We start from the raw sequence: 17,224 nt of genomic DNA on the forward strand, positions 1-17,224 counted from the left end.
CCCGTGGCGATCGTCGTGCGGATCGAGCTGACCGCGAGCGCGGGGCTGCGCCCGGTCCGCTTCACCGACATCCGGATCCCGGCACAGAGCTCGCGTGGCGCGCCCATCACCGCCGAAGTGATCCGGGCCGGGCGGTTCACCGTCGACGCGTCGCTGACCACGCGGGGCGGCACCAAGCTCGGCAGCACCGCCCGGCTCGAGCTGACCTCGACGTCGTACGGCGTCATCACGGTCGCGATCACCGGCGTCGCGGGCGGCGTGTTGATCCTGCTCGTGGTGATCCGTCTTTTCCGCAGGGTGCGCGCCGCGCGCGCCGGGACGAAGGACGAGGTTCTCGTTGACGCGTAGCGGCGGTACACAATCAATGACCGTGAGCAAGCGAACCGACGGTGCGCAGCCCTCGCTGGCCCGGGCCAGCGGCTCGATGGCCGTCGCGACGCTGGTCAGCCGGATCACCGGGTTCGCCTGGAAGATCATGCTCGCGTGGGCGGCCGGCATCAGCGTGGTCAACGACTCGTTCACCGTGGCCAACACGCTGCCCAACATCGTCTACGAGCTGCTGCTGGGCGGGGTGCTCGCGAGCATCGTCGTGCCGCTGCTGGTCCGCGCCCAGGACGACCCGGACGGCGGGGCCGCGTACACCCAGCGGCTGCTGACCGTGGCGATGACCGTGCTGGTCGGGGCCACGGTCCTCGCGGTCGCGCTCGCCCCGCTGTTCACCCGCCTCTACATGGACGGCTCCACGGGCCGGGCCAACCCCGAGCTCGCCACCGCGTTCGCCTACCTGCTGCTGCCGGAGATCGTCTTCTACGGCATGTTCGCCCTGCTGTCGGCGATCCTGCAGGCCAAGCACGTGTTCGGGCCGCCGGCCTGGGCCCCGGTCGCGAACAACGTGATCGTCATGCTGACCATCGGCCTGTACGCGATCGTGCCCGGCGAGATCTCGCTCAACCCGGTCCGGATGGGCGACGCGAAGCTGCTCGTGCTCGGCGTCGGCGTCACGCTCGGCATCGCCGTGCAGGCGCTGGTGCTGCTGCCGGCGCTGCGCCGGATCGGCTTCCGCTTCCGCTGGAACTGGGGCATCGACGAGCGGCTGCGCGAGTTCGGCGGGCTCGCGCTGTGGATCGTCGGGTACGTGGCGGTCAGCCAGGTAGGGCTGGTGTTCACCACGCGCGTGCTCACGGCCGGGGCCTCGGGTGGTGCCGCGATCTACGCCAACGCATGGCTGCTGTTCCAGCTGCCCTACGGCGTCATCGGGGTCTCGCTGCTGACCGCGATCATGCCGCGGCTGAGCCGGGCGGCGGCCGACGGCGACACCCGAAAGCTCGTGGACGACCTGTCGCTGGCGAGCCGGCTGTCGACGGTGATGCTGGTACCGCTCAGCGCCGTGCTGACGGTCGCCGGGTCGGCCATCGGCGTCGCGCTGTTCTACTACGGCCAGACCGAGGTGACCGACGCGCGCCGGCTGGGCGACGCGCTCGCGTTCTCCGCGTTCGGGATCCTCCCGTACGCGCTGGTCATGCTGCAGCTGCGGGTGTTCTACGCGATGAAGGACGCCCGCACGCCGACGCTGATCATGGTCGTGATGACGCTGGTGAAGATCCCGCTGCTGTACCTGTGCAGCGCGCAGCTGCGGCCGGAGCACGTGGTCATCGGCGTACTGCTGGTCAACTCGCTGACGTTCGTCGTCGGCGCCGTGCTCGGCCAGATGTGGCTGTGGGTGCGGCTCGGCCGGCTGCAGAGCATGCGCGTGGTCAAGGCGATCATGCAGACGCTCGTCGCGGGTGCGGTCGGCATCATGCTCGGGTTCGGCGCCGGGATGCTCGTCCGCCTCGTGCTGCCGGACGGGCTCGGGGACGCCCCGACCGCCTGGATACTGCTCGTCGTCGAGAGCCTGGTCACGCTCGTCGTGGCGTTCGGCCTGCTCGCCGCGTTCAAGGTGCCCGAACTCAACCCGGCACTGCAACGAATCACCCGACTGATGCGTCGTGGGTAGCGATGAAGAGCAGGAAGAACTTCGGCGACTCACGTAGGCTCGTTCCGATCGGCATGCACGCACTGTCCGTCGCGCGATCTTGCCTTTGCCGGGGGTGCAGGGCGGGGAGAGAGTTGTGACCACAAGGCGAACGGACTCCCTCACGGGAGAGTTCAGCCCCGGCGGCGGAGGCGCCGGGGACAACTTCCTGCTGCCGGGCGCCGTGATCGGCGAGGGCCGGTACCGGTTGCTCGCCCAGTTCGGCGTCGACGAACGCGTGAACGCCCACCTGTGGCGCGCCCGCGACGGCCAGCTGCGCCGGGACGTGGCGCTGACCGTCCTGGTCGGCGACGCGGACGACTCGACCCGCGCGCAGGACGCCCGCCGCACGATCGAACGCGCCACCCACGCGGCCCGGTTCAACCACCCCGGCATGGCCCGGGTGCTGGACGTGCTCAGCCTCGGGAACGGCGTGGGCACGGACGAGGGCGTGCTGGGCATGGTCGTCGCCGACTGGTCCGCCGGCACCGACCTCGTCGACGTCATCGCCGAGCACCCGCTGCCGCCCGCGACCGCCGCCCGCCTGCTCGTTCCGCTGGCCGCCGCCGTCGAGCGCGCACACGTCGCCGGCCTCGTGCTCGGCGTCGACCATCCGCAGCGGATCCGGGTCACGCCGGACGGCACGCTGCGGCTGGCCTTCCCCGGCCCGCTGCCTGAGTCCGCGCCCCGCGACGACGTCAAGGGCCTCGGCGCGATCCTCTACCTGCTGCTCACCGGGCGCTGGCCGCTGCCGGGCGGGCCGGGGGCGATCCCGAGCGCACCGCTCACGCCGGAGGGGTCGATCGCCCCGCCGGAGACGCTGACCCCGGTGCCGCACGAGCTCTCCGCGGTCGCCATGCGCAGCCTCGAGGACACGTCAATCGGCGGCATCCGCAACAGCGCCACCCTGCTCGCCGTCCTCGAGGAGGCGGCCAGCGCGGCCGAGCAGACCGAGCACCTGCGGCCGGTCCAGGAGGACGAGGACGACGACGGGCCGGTGTGGACCACGCGCCCGCCGGTACGCGACAAGATGAAGCGGCGCAAGCTCGCCATCGGCGTCACCGCGCTCGCCGTGGCGACGGTCGCCGTGCTCGCGTGGGTCGGCATCCTGCTGATCGACTTCTTCGGCGACGACACCGGCAGCTCCGGTACGCCGATCACGATCAGCCAGCCGCCGCCCGAGCAGGGGCACAGCGCGCCGCCGAAGCCGGAGGCGGTCGGCCCGATCGACCCGGCCGGGGTGACCGAGTACAACCCGGAAGGCACCGAGGACGACGAGCAGAACGCCAGCAACGTCAGCGACGACGACCCCGGCACGCTCTGGGAGACCGACACCTACAAGCAGCAGTTCCCCGCGCTCAAGCCCGGTGTGGGGATCATGGCGTCATTCGCCGACTCCGTGCGCTTCGCGGCGGTGGAGATCGACTCGCCGAGCCCCGGCACGACGATCGAGATCCGCACCGCGCCCTCGCCCGAGCCGCGGCTGGAGGAGACGAAGGTGATCGCCAAGGGCGAGATCCAGGGCGGCAAGACCCGCATCGAGCTGCCCAGGACCGAACCGACCCAGTACCTGATCGTCTGGGTCAGCAAGCTGGGCGAGGGCAACAAGTCCTCGATCGGCGAGCTGACGTTCATCCGCGCGAAGTAGTGCCCGGGACCACACCTCAAGGGCATTGACCGACCGCCCGATATCCTCGTCCGGTGACCACCGCCGCCGGCTCGGACGCCGACCTCATCGCGGCCCATGCCGCCGGTGACCCGCGTGCCTTCGCTGAGTTGGTCCGCCGCCACCGGGACAGGATGTGGGCGGTCGCGCTGCGTACGCTGCGCGACCCGGAGGAAGCTTCCGACGCGCTTCAGGAGGCGTTCATCTCGGCTTTCCGCGCCGCGGCCTCGTTCCGCGCGGAGTCCCAGGTCACGACGTGGCTGCACCGGATCGTGGTGAACGCCTGCCTCGACCGGGTGCGCCGCCGCCAGGCCCGGCCGACCGTGCCGCTGCCCGAGACCGGCCCCGGTGAGCCGGTCGCCCCGCGCGACTCGATGTCCGAGCGGGAGACCCGCCTCGTCGTGCAGAACGCGCTGAGCCAGCTGTCCGAGGACCAGCGGGTACCGATCGTCCTCGTCGACGTCGAGGGGTACTCGGTCGCCGAGACGGCGAAGATGCTCGGCATCGCGGAGGGAACGGTGAAGAGCCGGTGCGCGCGCGGCCGCGCCAAACTGGCCAAAGTTCTCGGTCATCTCCGGAACCCGGATGCAGATGCGAACGTCCCAGATGGCGCAGTTGAAGGGCGAGGTGTGCCGGCGAGGCGCCGCGGGGAGGGTCGATGACCGACAGCATGAGGGGGGCGGGCGGCCCACAAGGGCCTCCGTGGTCTGTCGACGTCCTCGCCGACCTGCACGCCGGAGTCCTGGACCCGGCCGAGTCCGCACGCCTGTGGCCGCAGGTCAACGCCGACCCGCAGGCACGGGCGATCCTGGCCGCGCTCGACGAGGTCAAGGTCGGCCTCGGCCGGCTGAGCCAGACCCCGGCCGAACCGATGCCGGCCCGGTTCGCCGCCCGGCTCGACGCCGCGATCGAGGCTGAGGTCCGCGCCAGCGGCCGGCTGGCCACGGCAGCGGGCCCGCAACGGGCACCCGCGCCACCCACGCCGCCTGCCCAGGTCGTCGACCTGGCCGCCGCACGCAAGCGCCGCAATCGCATGGCCGCGTGGGGTGCGGGCGTGCTGACCGCGGCGGCGGCAGCCGCGGCCATCGCGTTCGTCGCGATTCCGGGCAACGAGACGTCCGGCTCGCCGAGCGCCCAGGGGGACGGCGACACCAAGACCGAGCAGCCCGGCTCCAACGCGGAGGGCCCGCTCGCGCTCACCGACGACAACCTCGCGTCGGCCATCGGCCCGCTGCAGGGCAAGAAGGACTACGGCGGCCTGAAGGACGAGCAGGGGCTGAAGGCCTGCCTCGAGGCCCACGACGTGCCCGTGCCGGACTCACCGGTAGGCGTCGGCCCGGTCGAGTTCGAGGGCAAGGACTCGGTCGCGGCGCTGCTCGGCGCCGGGACGCTCGGCCACTTCCGGATCGTGGTCGTCGAGCCGACGTGCACGGCGAACAACCCGGGCGAGAAGCTCGCCGACAGCGAGGTGCCCTGATCGCACAGCCAAGAACGACAGGCCGCGGGTACGCCCGCGGCCTTCTTCGTGCCTGCCGTCACTCCGCGGTGTGGAACAACCTACGCCTACGATCGCGTTGAACCGCGTGAAGACTTCGCTCTTCGTCTCCGGAGGTCAGATGCCCACCGACAACAACCAACCGGTTCGGAACGTGATCATCGTCGGGTCCGGTCCCGCCGGCTACACCGCGGCCATCTATTCCGGTCGGGCTCAGCTGGAGCCGCTGGTGTTCGAGGGGACGCAGTTCGGCGGCGCGCTGATGACCACGACGGACGTCGAGAACTACCCGGGCTTCAAGGACGGGATCATGGGGCCCGACGTCATGGAGCAGATGCGCAGCCAGGCCGAGCGTTTCGGCGCCGAGCTGCGCGCCGAGGACGTCGAGAAGATCGAGCTCGAGGGCCCGGTCAAGTACGTGACCGCGAACGGCGTCCGCTACGGCGCCAAGTCGATCATCCTCGCGATGGGTGCCGCCGCGCGGTATCTCGGCGTGCCCGGCGAGGAGCGGTTGCTCGGCCATGGGGTCTCCGCCTGTGCCACCTGTGACGGGTTCTTCTTCCGCGACCAGGACATCGCCGTGGTCGGCGGTGGCGACTCCGCGATGGAGGAGGCCACCTTCCTGACCCGCTTCGCGCGCTCGGTCACGATCATCCACCGCCGCCAGGAGTTCCGGGCGTCGCGGATCATGCTGGAGCGGGCCCGGGCCAACGAGAAGATCCGCTGGCAGCTCGACTCCGAGGTCCTCGAGGTGCTCGGCGAGAACTCGGTGACCGGTGTGCGGATCCGCAACACCGTGAACGGCGAGGAGTCCGAGCTGCCCGTGACGGGTGTGTTCATGGCCATCGGGCACGACCCCCGCAGCGACCTGGTCAAGGGCCAGGTCGAGCTGGACGAGGACGGCTACGTGCTGACCAGGCCGCACTCGACCTACACGAACGTCGACGGCGTGTTCGCCTCGGGCGACCTGGTCGACCGCACGTACCGGCAGGCGGTCACCGCCGCCGGCTCCGGCTGCTCCGCCTCGATCGACGCCGAGCGCTGGCTCGCCGAGCACGAGGAGGCGGCCTCGGCACACGTGTCGGCCGAGCTCGTCGGCGGCGGCTACGCCCCCACGCAGAACTGACGCGACCTACTGCACAAGGAGAGAAGATGGCCGGAAACACCGTCACCGTGACCGACGCCTCGTTCGCCGAGGACGTGCTCGGCAGCGACAAGCTCGTGCTGGTCGACTTCTGGGCGACGTGGTGCGGCCCGTGCCGGATGGTCGCCCCGGTGCTCGAGGAGATCGCCGACGAGCACGCCGACAAGATCACCATCGCGAAGCTGGACGTCGACGCCAACCCGACGGTGGCGCGCGACTACCAGGTCCTGTCGATCCCGACGCTGATCCTTTTCAAGGGCGGCGAGCCGGTCAAGCAGATCGTGGGTGCGAAGCCGAAGGCCGCGCTGCTCCACGACCTCGCCGACTACCTGGGCTGACATCCGTGCCGGCACGCAACCGCCGGCACCCTTCGTGACGTCAAACCGAAGTGGACCAAGTGTCGAGGGTCACTGGCTCGACGCACCATGTGACCCTCCGCGCCGGACACACACAGGCAAGGCACAATGGTTCGCAGTAGTTCGCTTTCGCCAAGCAGGACTAGACGTCATCTCGCGCCGACATCCGGTCGGTGCCCGATTCGAGCGAGGGGTGCATGCTGGTACTCCGCCGTGGTGAGGACGGTCCGGCCGTAGCCGAGGTCAGGTCCACGCTCACAGCGCTTGGACTGTTGCCGTCCACCAATGGGTCGGGGGATCACGAAACGCTGTTCGACGAGGCGGTCGAGCACGCGGTACGCGCTTTTCAGCAGCAGCGGGGCCTGATCACGGACGGCGTGGTCGGCCCCGCCACCTATCGTGCGCTGCGCGACGCCACCTACCGGCTGGGCGCCCGCCCGCTGGCGTACCTGGTGTCCGCGCCGGTGTCCGGTGACGATGTCCAGACGCTGCAGGAGCGGCTGCTCGAGCTGGGCTACGACGCGGGGCGGCCGAACGGCGTGTTCGGCGCCCAGACCGAGGCCGCGCTGCGGAACTTCCAGCGCGACTACGGGCTGAACGTCGACGGCATCTGCGGCCCGGAGACGCTGCGCGCCCTGCGCCAGCTGTCCCCGCGCGCCCGCGGCGGCTCGCCGGTGCTGCTGCGCGAGCAGGAGCGGGTGCGCAGGGCCGGCCCGCGGCTGCGTGGCAAGCGGATCGTCATCGACCCCGGTCACGGCGGTGCGGACACCGGCGTGACGGTCGGCGACGTCCGCGAGGCCGACCTCGTCTGGGATCTCGCCCGCCGCCTGGAGGGCCGCATGGTCGCGACGGGCATGCAGGCGCTGCTGTCCCGCGGCCGCGACCAGTGCCCGAGCGAGCCGGACCGCGCCAACTTCGCCAACGAGGTAGGAGCCGACCTCTTCCTCTCGCTGCACTCGGACGCCAACTCCTCGCCGCTGGCCCAGGGCGTGGCGAGCTTCCACTTCGGCACCGAGGGCGGCAGCACGTCGACGATCGGTGAGACGCTGGCCGGCTTCGTGCAGCGCGAGCTCGCCGTCCGCACGGGCCTGCGCGACTGCCACGCCCACCGGAAGACGTGGGACACGCTGCGGCTGACCCGCTGCCCGGCCGTGCGCATCGAGATCGGCTACCTGACCAACCACGACGACCGCCGCCGGCTCTCCGACCCGGCGTTCCGGGACGTGGTCGCCGAGGGCATCCTCGTGGCCGTCAAGCGCCTCTATCTGCTCGGCGAGAACGACCAGCCCACGGGCACGTTCACGTTCGCCGACGTACTGCGTCACGAGCTCGCCAAGGCGGAGTGACGTACAGGGTTGTCCACAGTTAGGGACAGTTGTCCACAGTCAATCTGTGGACAACTAACCCACGTGTGCCTCAGCGCTGCAGGGCCGGACTGGCCGTGCTGACGGTGACCGTCCCGAGCAGCCGCTCGAGCGCCGCCTCGACGTCTTCCTTCCAGGAGATGGCCGACCGCAGCTCCAGCCGCAGCCGCGGCCACCGCGGGTGCTGGCGTACGGTCTTGAAGCCGACGCGTAGGAGGAAGTCGGCCGGCACGACGCAGGTCTGCTCGTCCTCGTCCGGCCGGGCGTCGCCGAAGGCCTCGATCGCCTTGACGCCGCGCCGGGTGAGGTCCTTCGCCACGGCCTGCACGAGCATCCGGCCGAGCCCGCCGCCGCGGAACTCCGGCAGCACGTGGAAGCCGGTCAGCAGCACGGCGTCCGGACTGGGCGGCGACGTGGGAAAGGCCGAGGCGCGCGGTACGGCCGTCGGCGGGGCGTAGAGGACGAAACCCACCGGGAGCTTGTCGCTGTAGACGATACGACCGCAGGAACCCCATTCCAGCAGCACGCTGGAGACCCAGGCCTCCTTCTCGAGCTCGGCGGTGCCGAACTCCTCCGCCTGTTCACGTAGGTGCGGTGCGAGTTCCCAGTACACGCACGCCCTGCTGTGCTTGGGCAGATCCTCCAGGTTGTCCAGCGTGACGCCGATGACGCGTCGCGACACCCTGTACCTCCCCATACGGTGTGCATGCCTCGCGGGTCGACCACGCGCTTCACGCAGACCGTGTTACGCGCACCAGAGCCCAGGATAAGCCCACTCGGGCGTGAGGAGAAACAAAGCGGCGTACATAACGTCCCCGGTTACACTCGATCGATCTACCTGCACCGCAGCATCGATCCGCACGGAGCCCCGCATGACCTCGCCCGCGCCCCCGCCGGACAGACCGGGCAACCGCAGCCTCGACCCCCATCTGCGCAGGTACGCGGCCCGGGCGGCTGGGATGACGGCCTCCGAGGTACGTGCGCTGTTCGCGGTGGCGAGCCGGCCAGAGGTGGTCTCGCTGGCGGGTGGCATGCCCAACCTGACCGCGCTGCCGCTGGATTCCCTTTCGACCGAGGTCGCGGGGCTGATCAGCGCGGATGGCCTGGTCGCGCTGCAGTACGGGTCCGCGCATGGGCTGCCCGAGCTGCGCGACCAGATCTGCGAGGTCATGGCGCTGGAGGGCGTCCGCGGTCACCCGGACGACGTCGTGGTGACCGTCGGCTCGCAGATGGCGCTCGACATGGTCACCCGGATCTTCTGCGACCCGGGCGACGTCGTACTGGCCGAGGGGCCGTCCTACGTCGGTGCCCTCGGCACGTTCACCGCCTACCAGGCCGGCGTGGTCCACGTGGCGATGGACGAGCACGGCCTGATGCCCGGGGCGCTCCGCGAGGCGCTGGCGGCCTGCGAGGCGGCCGGCAAGCGGGTCAAGTTCCTCTACACGATCCCTAACTTCCACAACCCCGCCGGCGTGACGCTGAGCGTGCCGCGGCGGGCGGAGATCCTCGACATCTGCGCGCGGCACGGGGTGCTCGTGGTCGAGGACAACCCGTACGGGCTGCTCGGCTTCGACGGCCAGACCTACCCGGCGCTGCGCTCGCTGGACCCGGACAACGTCGTCTACCTCGGCTCGTTCTCGAAGACGTTCGCCGCCGGCCTCCGGGTCGGCTGGGCGCTCGCGCCGCACGCGGTTCGGGAGAAGCTGATGCTCGCGGCCGAGTCGGCCACGCTGTGCCCGCCCACGCTGAACCAGATGATCGTCTCCCGCTACCTCGCGACGCACGACTGGCGCGGCCAAATCAAGTCGTTCCAGCAGGCCTACCGCGACCGCCGCGACGCGATGATCTCCGCGCTGGAGCAGTACCTGCCCGCGGGCTGCTCGTGGACCGTGCCCGACGGCGGCTTCTTCGTCTGGCTGACCGTGCCCGATGGCGTGGACACCAAGGCGATGCTGCCCCGCGCGGTGACCGCCCGCGTCGCGTACGTGTCCGGCACCGGGTTCTACGCTGACGGCCTGGGCAGCCGGCAGATGCGGTTGTCCTTCTGCTACCCGACCCCGGAGCGGATCACCGAGGGCGTGCGCCGGCTCGCGGCCGTGCTGTCCGACGAGCTGGAGCTCGCCCGGACGTTCGGCCCGGTCAGCCGGCGGCCGGGCTCCGGTCCGCAGGTGCCAGCGCCGGACACCGCGTAACCGCCTTACCCGGCAAGGCAACGGGGGTCGGAGAGCACAGCGTACGGTCACAATGGACGGTCCGTTGTGGATGGTTGAGGAGCGTGTCGTGTCCGATCGGTGTGTGGCGGTGCTGTCCGGCGGGCTCTCCCACGAGCGGGACGTGTCGCTGCGGTCCGGGCGCCGGCTGTCCGCGGCCCTGCGCTCGGTCGGCGTGACCGTCGAGGAGTGGGACGCGGACTCCGCCCTGCTCGCCCGGCTTCGCGACCAGCAGCCGGATGCCGTCGTCGTCGCGCTGCACGGAGTCGAGGGCGAGGGTGGCTCGGTCCAGACCGTCCTGGAGATGCTCGACGTGCCGTACGTCGGCGCCGACTCGCACGCCTGTCGGCGCGCGTGGGACAAGCCGACCGCGAAGACCGAGCTCGCGCGCGCCGGCCTCGCGACGCCGGACTGGGTCGTGCTGCCGCACAGCACGTTCCGCGAGCTCGGCGCCCAGCCGGTGCTGACCGCGATGGTCGACCGGCTCGGGCTGCCGATGATGCTGAAGCCGGAGCAGGGCGGCTCGGCGCTCGGCGCCCAGGTCGTCCGCGACGCGGCGGACCTGCCGGCCGCTATGGTCGGCTGCCTCGCGTACTCCGAGACCGTGCTCGCCGAGCGGTACATCGAGGGCGTCGAGGTCGCGGTCACCGTGCTCGACGGCCCGAACGGTCCGGAGGCGATGCCGGCCGTGGAGATCGATCCGCAGAGCGGCGTCTACGACTACACCGCCCGCTACACCGCCGGGCTGACCGACTTCCACACGCCGGCCCGGCTCGACGACCGGGCGGCGGCGGCGGTCGCCGATCTCGCGGTGGCGGCGCACCGGCTGCTCGGGCTGCGCGACGTGTCCCGGACCGACGCGATCGTCGCGGCCGACGGGACCGTCCACTTCCTCGAGGTCAACTCCTCGCCGGGGCTGACCGAGACGTCGCTCCTGCCGATGGCGATCGAGGTCGCGGGCCGTTCACTCGGCGACATCTACGCCGGATTGATCGAGCGAGCCGTCGATCGCACACGGTGATCGGCGATCCACCCAGTGCCATCGTCACCGTGACGTAAGTGGCTGGGGTGATCCCTAATCGGCTTTTCGTGTCTGATTCGTACCGTTTTGCGCCATCAGTTCGACGATCCGTTCGAGATCCTCCACCGAGCCGAACTCGACCACGATCTTGCCCTTCCGGCGGCCGAGTTCGACCTTCACGCGGGTGTCGAACGTGTTGGACAACCGCTCGGCGACGTCCTGCAGACCCGGCGCCTGCATCGGCTTGCGCGGCGCCTGCTTCGGCTTCGGCGGGGCGGCGTTCTTGAGGAGCGTGACGGCTTCCTCGGTTGCGCGGACCGACAGCCCCTCGGCGACGATCCGCGCGGCAAGCTCTTCCTGCGCGCCCGCGTCCTCGAGACCGAGCAGCGCGCGGGCGTGGCCGGAGGACAGCACACCGGCGGCGACCCGGCGCTGCACGGGGAGGGGGAGCTTGAGCAGCCGGATCGTGTTCGTGATGACCGGCCGGCTGCGCCCGATGCGTGAGGCGAGCTCGTCGTGCGTCACCTCGAACTCGTCGAGCAGCTGCTGGTACGCGGCCGCCTCCTCGAGCGGGTTGAGCTGGACGCGGTGGATGTTCTCGAGGAGCGCGTCGCGGAGCATCGCGTCGTCCGCGGTCTGCCGCACGATGGCCGGGATCTTGGCCATCTCGGCCTGCTGGGCGGCACGCAGCCGGCGCTCGCCCATGACGAGCTCGTAGGCCGGGGTTTCGGACTCGTCGCCGAGCTCGCGCACGACGATGGGCTGCATGAGGCCGAACTCGCGGATCGAATGCTCGAGCTCGCCGAGCGCCTCCTCGTCGAACACCTGACGAGGCTGCTTCGGGTTCGCCCGGATCGCTTCGGTCGGGATCTCCCGGTAGACGGCGCCGGCCACCGAACCGGTCGGCGCCGCCGGCGCGGCACCGCCGCTCGCCGGCCGGGACGGTGGCGTCGGCAGCTTCACCGCGCCGTCGGACGTCCCGGCCGGACCCTGCGGAATCAGTGCGGCGAGGCCGCGACCCAGCCCACCCTTGCGCTCACTCATGGCACTACTTCTCCTCGCCGAACCCTCGTTCGGCCATCTCCCTCGCCGCGTCGAGGTAGCTCATCGCGCCCCGGGAACCCGGGTCGTACGCGAGCACCGTCTGCCCGAAGCCGGGTGCCTCGGACACCTTCACGCTCCTGGGGATCACAGTACGCAGGACCGTGTCACCGAAGTGTTTGCGAACCTCGGCGGTCACCTGATCGGCGAGCTTCGTGCGGCCGTCGTACATCGTGAGGAGGATCGTCGACACCTGAAGGTTCGGGTTCAGGTGGTTCTGCACCAGCTCGATGTTGCGCAGCAGCTGCGAGAGACCTTCCAGCGCGTAGTACTCGCACTGGTTCGGGATCAGCACCTCTTCGGCCGCGACCATCGCGTTGATGGTCAGCAGACCGAGGGACGGCGGGCAGTCGATGAACACGTAGTCCGGGTTCAGCTCGTCCAGCGCGCCGGTCGGCAGCGCCTCCTTCAGCCGGGACTCCCGGCCCTCCATCGACACGAGCTCGATCTCCGCACCGGCGAGGTCGATCGTGGCCGGCACGCAGTAGAGGTTGTCCGACTGGTCGCTCACCGCGGCCGCGTCGGCGAGCGACACCTCGCCGATGAGCACCTCGTAGATGGAGGGGACGCCGGACCGGTGGTCGACGCCGAGCGCCGTGCTGGCGTTGCCCTGCGGGTCGAGGTCGATGACGAGCACCTTGAGCCCGTGCATCGAGAGTGCCGCGGCGAGGTTCACCGCGCTGGTCGTCTTACCGACGCCGCCCTTCTGGTTCGCCACGGTCATGACGCGGCGGCGCGGCGGCCTTGGCAGCATGTCCTGCGGGTGAAGCAAGCGGGCGGCGCGCTCGGCCTCCTCCGCGATCGGCGTCCACTCGGACACCGCCTCCGCGGCCTCGACCGTTTCGTGCATGGCCTGCTCCGACGGCTGTACGTGTCGCCCACTCACGACTCGACCCACCTCGGTTTCACGTGAAACATCCATCGCTCCGATCGTTGGTCCGCAGGACTCGCGTCACTGCGGTCGATCCTTCCTTGTGCGACCCGGACGACGACCACGGCCCCCCGCGCGTCCGGTCGCACCGACGCGCTCCACCACGATGATGGTCGTCGGCGTCTCCAACACGTCGATGCCACACCGTTCCACCACGGGGAGCGAACCTCCCGCGCGCTTCACCGTGCCGCCGTCACGCGCGACCTCAACCTCGGCGCTCTCTCCCTTGAGTGCGACCAGCCGGCCACCGTGCCGAAGGAGGGGAGCGCTCCAGCCCCACAGTCGATCGAGTGGAGCCACCGCGCGCGCAACGACGAAATCGGCACCCGCCAATTGTTGCTTGATGCTCGGCTCCTCGGCACGCCCACGAACGACTGTCGCCGGCAGCCGCAAAGTCTTTACGACTTCCTCGAGCCACGCCACCCGGCGAGCCATCGGCTCCAACAGTGTGACGTCCAGATCCGGTCTCGCCAAGCTGAGTGGCACGCCGGGAAGCCCGGCGCCCGATCCGATGTCGATGACCCGCGTGCCGTTCGGAATCCGCTCGCCGACCACGGCCGAGTTCAGAAGGTGGCGATCCCAGAGGCGATCGACCTCACGCGGTCCGATCAAGCCTCGCTCTATGCCGACGGCGGCGAGCAGTTCAGCGAACTGCACCGCCGCCGGCATGGCGGCGCCAAAGATGGTCGAAGCGGACTCCGGGGGAGCGGGCGCTGATGGCGTCTCTGCCACCCTCGCTGTCTCCTCGCCTCGTCCGTTGTTTCACGTGAAACGAGCGAGAGTCAGGACTTGCGGAACACCACGACGCGTCGCCGGGGGTCCTCGCCCTCGCTCTCACTGTGCACGCCGTCCACCGACGCCACGGCATCGTGAACGACCTTGCGCTCGAAGGGCGTCATCGGCTGCAGCCGGATCCGGTCGTCGCCGGCGAGCACCCGCTCGGCGGTCGCCCGGCCCAGATCGTGGAGCTCCTTGCGACGGTCGGCACGCCAGCCCGCGATGTCCAGCATCAGCCGGCTCCGCGTCCCGGTCTCCTGCTGCACGGCAAGCCGCGTCAGCTCCTGGAGCGCTTCGAGGACGTTGCCGCGCGGCCCGACGAGCCTCTCCAGATCGTCACCGCCGTCGATGCTCACCACCGCCCGGCCGGCCTCGACGTCGAGATCGATGTCGCCGTCGTAGTCGACGAGGTCGAGCAGGCGCTCCAGATAGTCACCCGCGATGTCGCCCTCACGGACGAGCAGATCCTCGTTCGAGCTACCCGGGTGATCCTCACCGTCCGCGGACTCCTCGACGGCATCCTCGGCCGAATCCCCAGTGGACTCCACAGCGGCATCCTCACCGGAATCCTCAGTGGACTCCTCAGAGGTCGCCGCGGTCGCCTCCGCCGGCTTGGCCTCGTCCTGCTCGGGCCCCGACTCCTGCACCGTCTCCGGCACGGCTTCTCCTCTCCAGGCCTGGACGCCTCAGCGGTTCTTCCGGCCTGTGTTCTTCTTGCGGGAACGGTCTGCGCCCAGACCGGGAACTGTGGAGCCGTCACCGGCGGCCTTCTCGGCGGCGCCGTTGCCGGCCGACTTCGCGGCGTTGCCGGTCGACTTGGTGGTGCCCGGCTTGGTCGTGCCGGACGGCTTGGCGGTACCCGACTTCGCGGTACCGGGGTTGGCGGGCTTCGTCGTACCGGACTTGTTGGTGGCCGGCTTCGCGGCGCCACCCGGGTTGCTCGCGCCGGCGGACTGGGTGCCCGCCGGTCGCTTCTTCGCCTGGGTCGGCTTCTGGCCGGGCTTCGGCGCGAGGCTGGTCCGCTTCTCGATCGCGGCGGCCTTCTTCTCCTCTTCCTCCGCATCGATCCGGCGGTACACGATCCGCTGCTGCATCAGCGTCCACGTGTTGTTCGCGAGCCAGTAGAGAAGCAGGCCGATGGGGAAGAAGAGACCGAACAGAAGCACACCCAGCGGGAAGATGTACATCGTCAGCTTGTTCATGATCGCGGTCTGCGCGGTCGCCGCGTCGGGGTTCTGCCGCGCCACCGAGTGCCGAGCTGTGAGGTGGGTCAGCACGCTCGCGAGGATCATCAGCGGGATCGAGACGATGATCACCGACGCACGGTTCGCGCCCAGCGCCTCGAGCTGCTGCTGCGGCTGGGTGATGAAGTTCGACAGCCGCGCACCGAACAGGTTCGCGTCGATGTAGGAGTCGACGCCCGCCTTGTCGAAGAAGTAGTTCTCGGTGTGGCCCGGCTGGAACGAGCGCAGCACGTGGTACAGACCGATGAACACCGGGATCTGCAGCAGCATCGGCAGGCAGCCGCCGAGCGGGCTGAACCCCTGCTCGCGCTGGAGCTTCTGCATCTCCTGCGCCTGGCGCTGCCGGTCGTTGGCGTACTTCTTCTGGATCTTCTTCATCTCGGGCGCGAACTGCTGCATCGCGCGCATCGAGCGGACCTGCTTCACGAACGGCTTGAACATGATCGCGCGCAGGGTGAAGACCAGGAACATGATCCCCAGCGCCCAGGCGATGCCGCTGTTCATCCCGAAGATGTGCCCGAACACCCAGTGCCAGCACCACAGGATGAAGGACACGGGGTAGTAGATGAAGTCGAGCACGGGAGCTACTCCTTGACGAGGGTGTGGCGGGCCGGGGTTGGCGTCCCCGTCCCGTCGCGGTCATCGGCTGAGGGGGTGGCCGGCCGGCGCGGCGGCGGTACCGGGTCGTAGCCCGCGCGGCCCCACGGGGCGCAGCGGGCGAGCCGCCACAGGACGAGCCGGGTGCCGCGCAGCGCGCCGTGCGTCGTCAACGCCTCGACCGCGTACGCGCTGCAGCTCGGCTCGAACCGGCACGTGGGTGGGAGCACCGGCGAGATCCACCGCCGGTAGAAATGGACGGGCACGAGCAGGACCCGGGCCACCGGGCCGGGCCGGCGAACGGGTGCGGCAGGCGAGTCGTGCACGACCTCAGTGTCATGCGTGACGCTCACTGGGCACCACCGTTATCGCCGGGTTCGTCGCCGACGGACAGATGCAACCTCCGCAACGCGGAGTCGATGTCCTTGCCGAGTTCGGCACTCGCCGCCACGGCCGCGGGCGGGAGCGCTCGTACGACCAACGTGCAACCGGGCACGACGGTTCCGAGACGGTCCCGCAGAAGATGACGTAAGCGACGCGTGACGCGATGGCGTACGACCGAGTTCCCCACGGCCTTGCTGACGACGAAACCGACGCGAGTGTCGCTGGACGCGGCCACACCGAGCCGAGCGACCTCTTCGGCCGTGATCGCGTGGACGACGAGCCGGGGCCGGCCTGCTCGCCGGCCCTTCCTGGTCACCAGCCGAAAGTCGTCGCTACCGGTCAGTCGTGCGGACGCGGGGAGCACGCAAGTCAGGCAGACAGGCGCTTGCGGCCCTTGCTGCGACGAGCAGCGAGGATGGCCCGCCCGGCGCGGGTGCGCATGCGCAGCCGGAACCCGTGGGTGCGCGACCGGCGGCGGTTGTTCGGCTGGAAAGTACGCTTGCTCACGACAGGATCTCCCGGTACTGGCTCGCCAAAGTAATCTGTCCCCGTCGCGGCCTGACGGCGCGCAGGACTCACCCACAACTGACGGGAGACCTTCATAGGGTACGGCACCTCGCCGGGCCTCTATATCCGGGTTGTCCCAAGTCAGCCGACCGGGCCGTTCGGCGACACGCCAAGCACGTTGGGTGCTTGCCTACGTCAGCGTCTTGTGGCATGCGCCAGGGCTTGTTAGCGTGCGTGCTCTTGGTTGGCCAGGGGAGTGGGAGCCCACTGCGCCGCAGGAGACGGCGGGGCCTCCGGCGGGTTCCGCTGCGGTCCGTCGTACCTTCGTGCACAGTTGTGGACAACCCTGTGGATGACGCCCACACCCGGGCCACGTCTGCCGCTCGCCTTCCGGCGGGCCGCACCAGGGTGCC

At 70.3% G+C, this 17,224-nt stretch carries 18 protein-coding genes and 1 pseudogene; 10 read left to right on the top strand and 9 right to left on the bottom strand.

Annotated elements, in window-relative coordinates; genetic code table 11:
• The 8 genes and pseudogenes from VH969_RS25455 to VH969_RS25490 all read left to right on the top strand — a co-directional run.
• Positions 1–348 (top strand): annotated as a pseudogene (locus VH969_RS25455) (DUF6049 family protein); the annotation flags it as partial.
• A gap of 22 nt (positions 349–370) precedes the next feature.
• Positions 371–1,996 carry a murein biosynthesis integral membrane protein MurJ gene (gene murJ / locus VH969_RS25460; protein WP_414638620.1) on the top strand — a complete coding sequence of 542 codons (1,626 nt, stop codon included), beginning with the start codon at positions 371–373 and terminating at the stop codon, positions 1,994–1,996.
• A gap of 115 nt (positions 1,997–2,111) precedes the next feature.
• Positions 2,112–3,662 carry a protein kinase family protein gene (locus tag VH969_RS25465; RefSeq protein ID WP_331978564.1) on the top strand — a complete coding sequence of 517 codons (1,551 nt, stop codon included), beginning with the start codon at positions 2,112–2,114 and terminating at the stop codon, positions 3,660–3,662.
• Between the two features lie 53 nt (positions 3,663–3,715).
• Entirely contained in the window at positions 3,716–4,342 is a 627-nt protein-coding gene (gene sigM, locus VH969_RS25470) for an RNA polymerase sigma factor SigM (RefSeq protein WP_331978566.1), read from the top strand.
• Positions 4,339–5,157: an RsmA family anti-sigma factor gene (locus VH969_RS25475; protein ID WP_331978568.1), complete on the top strand. Its 819-nt coding sequence runs from the start codon at positions 4,339–4,341 to the stop codon at positions 5,155–5,157. The genes sigM and VH969_RS25475 overlap by 4 nt, the downstream gene beginning before the upstream one ends.
• Before the next feature lie 139 nt (positions 5,158–5,296).
• Positions 5,297–6,301 (top strand): thioredoxin-disulfide reductase, encoded by a 1,005-nt coding sequence (trxB, locus tag VH969_RS25480; protein WP_331978592.1) that lies wholly within the window; start codon positions 5,297–5,299, stop codon positions 6,299–6,301.
• Between the two features lie 26 nt (positions 6,302–6,327).
• On the top strand, positions 6,328–6,657 hold the full coding sequence (gene trxA, locus VH969_RS25485; RefSeq protein ID WP_331978570.1) for a thioredoxin: 330 nt from the start codon (positions 6,328–6,330) through the stop codon (positions 6,655–6,657).
• A 215-nt stretch (positions 6,658–6,872) separates the two neighbouring features.
• Positions 6,873–8,021 (top strand): N-acetylmuramoyl-L-alanine amidase, encoded by a 1,149-nt coding sequence (locus VH969_RS25490; RefSeq protein ID WP_331978572.1) that lies wholly within the window; start codon positions 6,873–6,875, stop codon positions 8,019–8,021.
• A 70-nt stretch (positions 8,022–8,091) separates the two neighbouring features.
• Here the strand turns inward: VH969_RS25490 and VH969_RS25495 are convergent, their stop codons facing one another.
• Complete coding sequence (locus VH969_RS25495) at positions 8,092–8,721, bottom strand: GNAT family N-acetyltransferase (protein WP_331978574.1); 630 nt, start codon at positions 8,719–8,721, stop codon at positions 8,092–8,094.
• A 190-nt stretch (positions 8,722–8,911) separates the two neighbouring features.
• Here VH969_RS25495 and VH969_RS25500 point away from each other — a divergent pair, with 190 nt between their 5' ends.
• Together VH969_RS25500 and VH969_RS25505 are read left to right on the top strand one after the other, a co-directional pair.
• Positions 8,912–10,231: an aminotransferase-like domain-containing protein gene (locus tag VH969_RS25500; RefSeq protein ID WP_331978576.1), complete on the top strand. Its 1,320-nt coding sequence runs from the start codon at positions 8,912–8,914 to the stop codon at positions 10,229–10,231.
• Positions 10,232–10,319: 88 nt separating this feature from the next.
• Positions 10,320–11,270 (top strand): D-alanine--D-alanine ligase family protein, encoded by a 951-nt coding sequence (locus VH969_RS25505; RefSeq protein ID WP_331978578.1) that lies wholly within the window; start codon positions 10,320–10,322, stop codon positions 11,268–11,270.
• Between the two features lie 54 nt (positions 11,271–11,324).
• On the opposite strand, the gene VH969_RS25510 is transcribed toward VH969_RS25505, so the two are convergent.
• The 8 genes from VH969_RS25510 to rpmH form a co-directional block, all read right to left on the bottom strand.
• The gene (locus tag VH969_RS25510) at positions 11,325–12,314 is read right to left on the bottom strand and encodes a ParB/RepB/Spo0J family partition protein (RefSeq protein ID WP_331978580.1); all 990 of its coding nucleotides are present in this window, start codon (positions 12,312–12,314) and stop codon (positions 11,325–11,327) included.
• A 4-nt stretch (positions 12,315–12,318) separates the two neighbouring features.
• Positions 12,319–13,221 carry a ParA family protein gene (locus VH969_RS25515; RefSeq protein WP_331978582.1) on the bottom strand — a complete coding sequence of 301 codons (903 nt, stop codon included), beginning with the start codon at positions 13,219–13,221 and terminating at the stop codon, positions 12,319–12,321.
• A gap of 102 nt (positions 13,222–13,323) precedes the next feature.
• Complete coding sequence (rsmG, locus tag VH969_RS25520) at positions 13,324–13,971, bottom strand: 16S rRNA (guanine(527)-N(7))-methyltransferase RsmG (RefSeq protein WP_331978594.1); 648 nt, start codon at positions 13,969–13,971, stop codon at positions 13,324–13,326.
• A 113-nt stretch (positions 13,972–14,084) separates the two neighbouring features.
• Complete coding sequence (locus VH969_RS25525) at positions 14,085–14,627, bottom strand: Jag family protein (RefSeq protein ID WP_414638621.1); 543 nt, start codon at positions 14,625–14,627, stop codon at positions 14,085–14,087.
• Positions 14,628–14,765: 138 nt separating this feature from the next.
• Complete coding sequence (gene yidC / locus VH969_RS25530) at positions 14,766–15,902, bottom strand: membrane protein insertase YidC (RefSeq protein ID WP_331978586.1); 1,137 nt, start codon at positions 15,900–15,902, stop codon at positions 14,766–14,768.
• Between the two features lie 5 nt (positions 15,903–15,907).
• A complete protein-coding gene (gene yidD, locus VH969_RS25535) occupies positions 15,908–16,273 on the bottom strand; it encodes a membrane protein insertion efficiency factor YidD (protein WP_331978588.1) in 366 nt (121 codons plus the stop codon).
• A complete protein-coding gene (gene rnpA / locus VH969_RS25540; RefSeq protein ID WP_331978590.1) occupies positions 16,270–16,668 on the bottom strand; it encodes a ribonuclease P protein component in 399 nt (132 codons plus the stop codon). The genes yidD and rnpA overlap by 4 nt, the downstream gene beginning before the upstream one ends.
• A 5-nt stretch (positions 16,669–16,673) precedes the next feature.
• Positions 16,674–16,811: a 50S ribosomal protein L34 gene (gene rpmH / locus VH969_RS25545; RefSeq protein ID WP_331977065.1), complete on the bottom strand. Its 138-nt coding sequence runs from the start codon at positions 16,809–16,811 to the stop codon at positions 16,674–16,676.
• Positions 16,812–17,224: the final 413 nt, after the last annotated feature.

This window comes from Actinophytocola sp. (assembly GCF_036555685.1).
GTDB lineage: Bacteria > Actinomycetota > Actinomycetes > Mycobacteriales > Pseudonocardiaceae > Actinophytocola.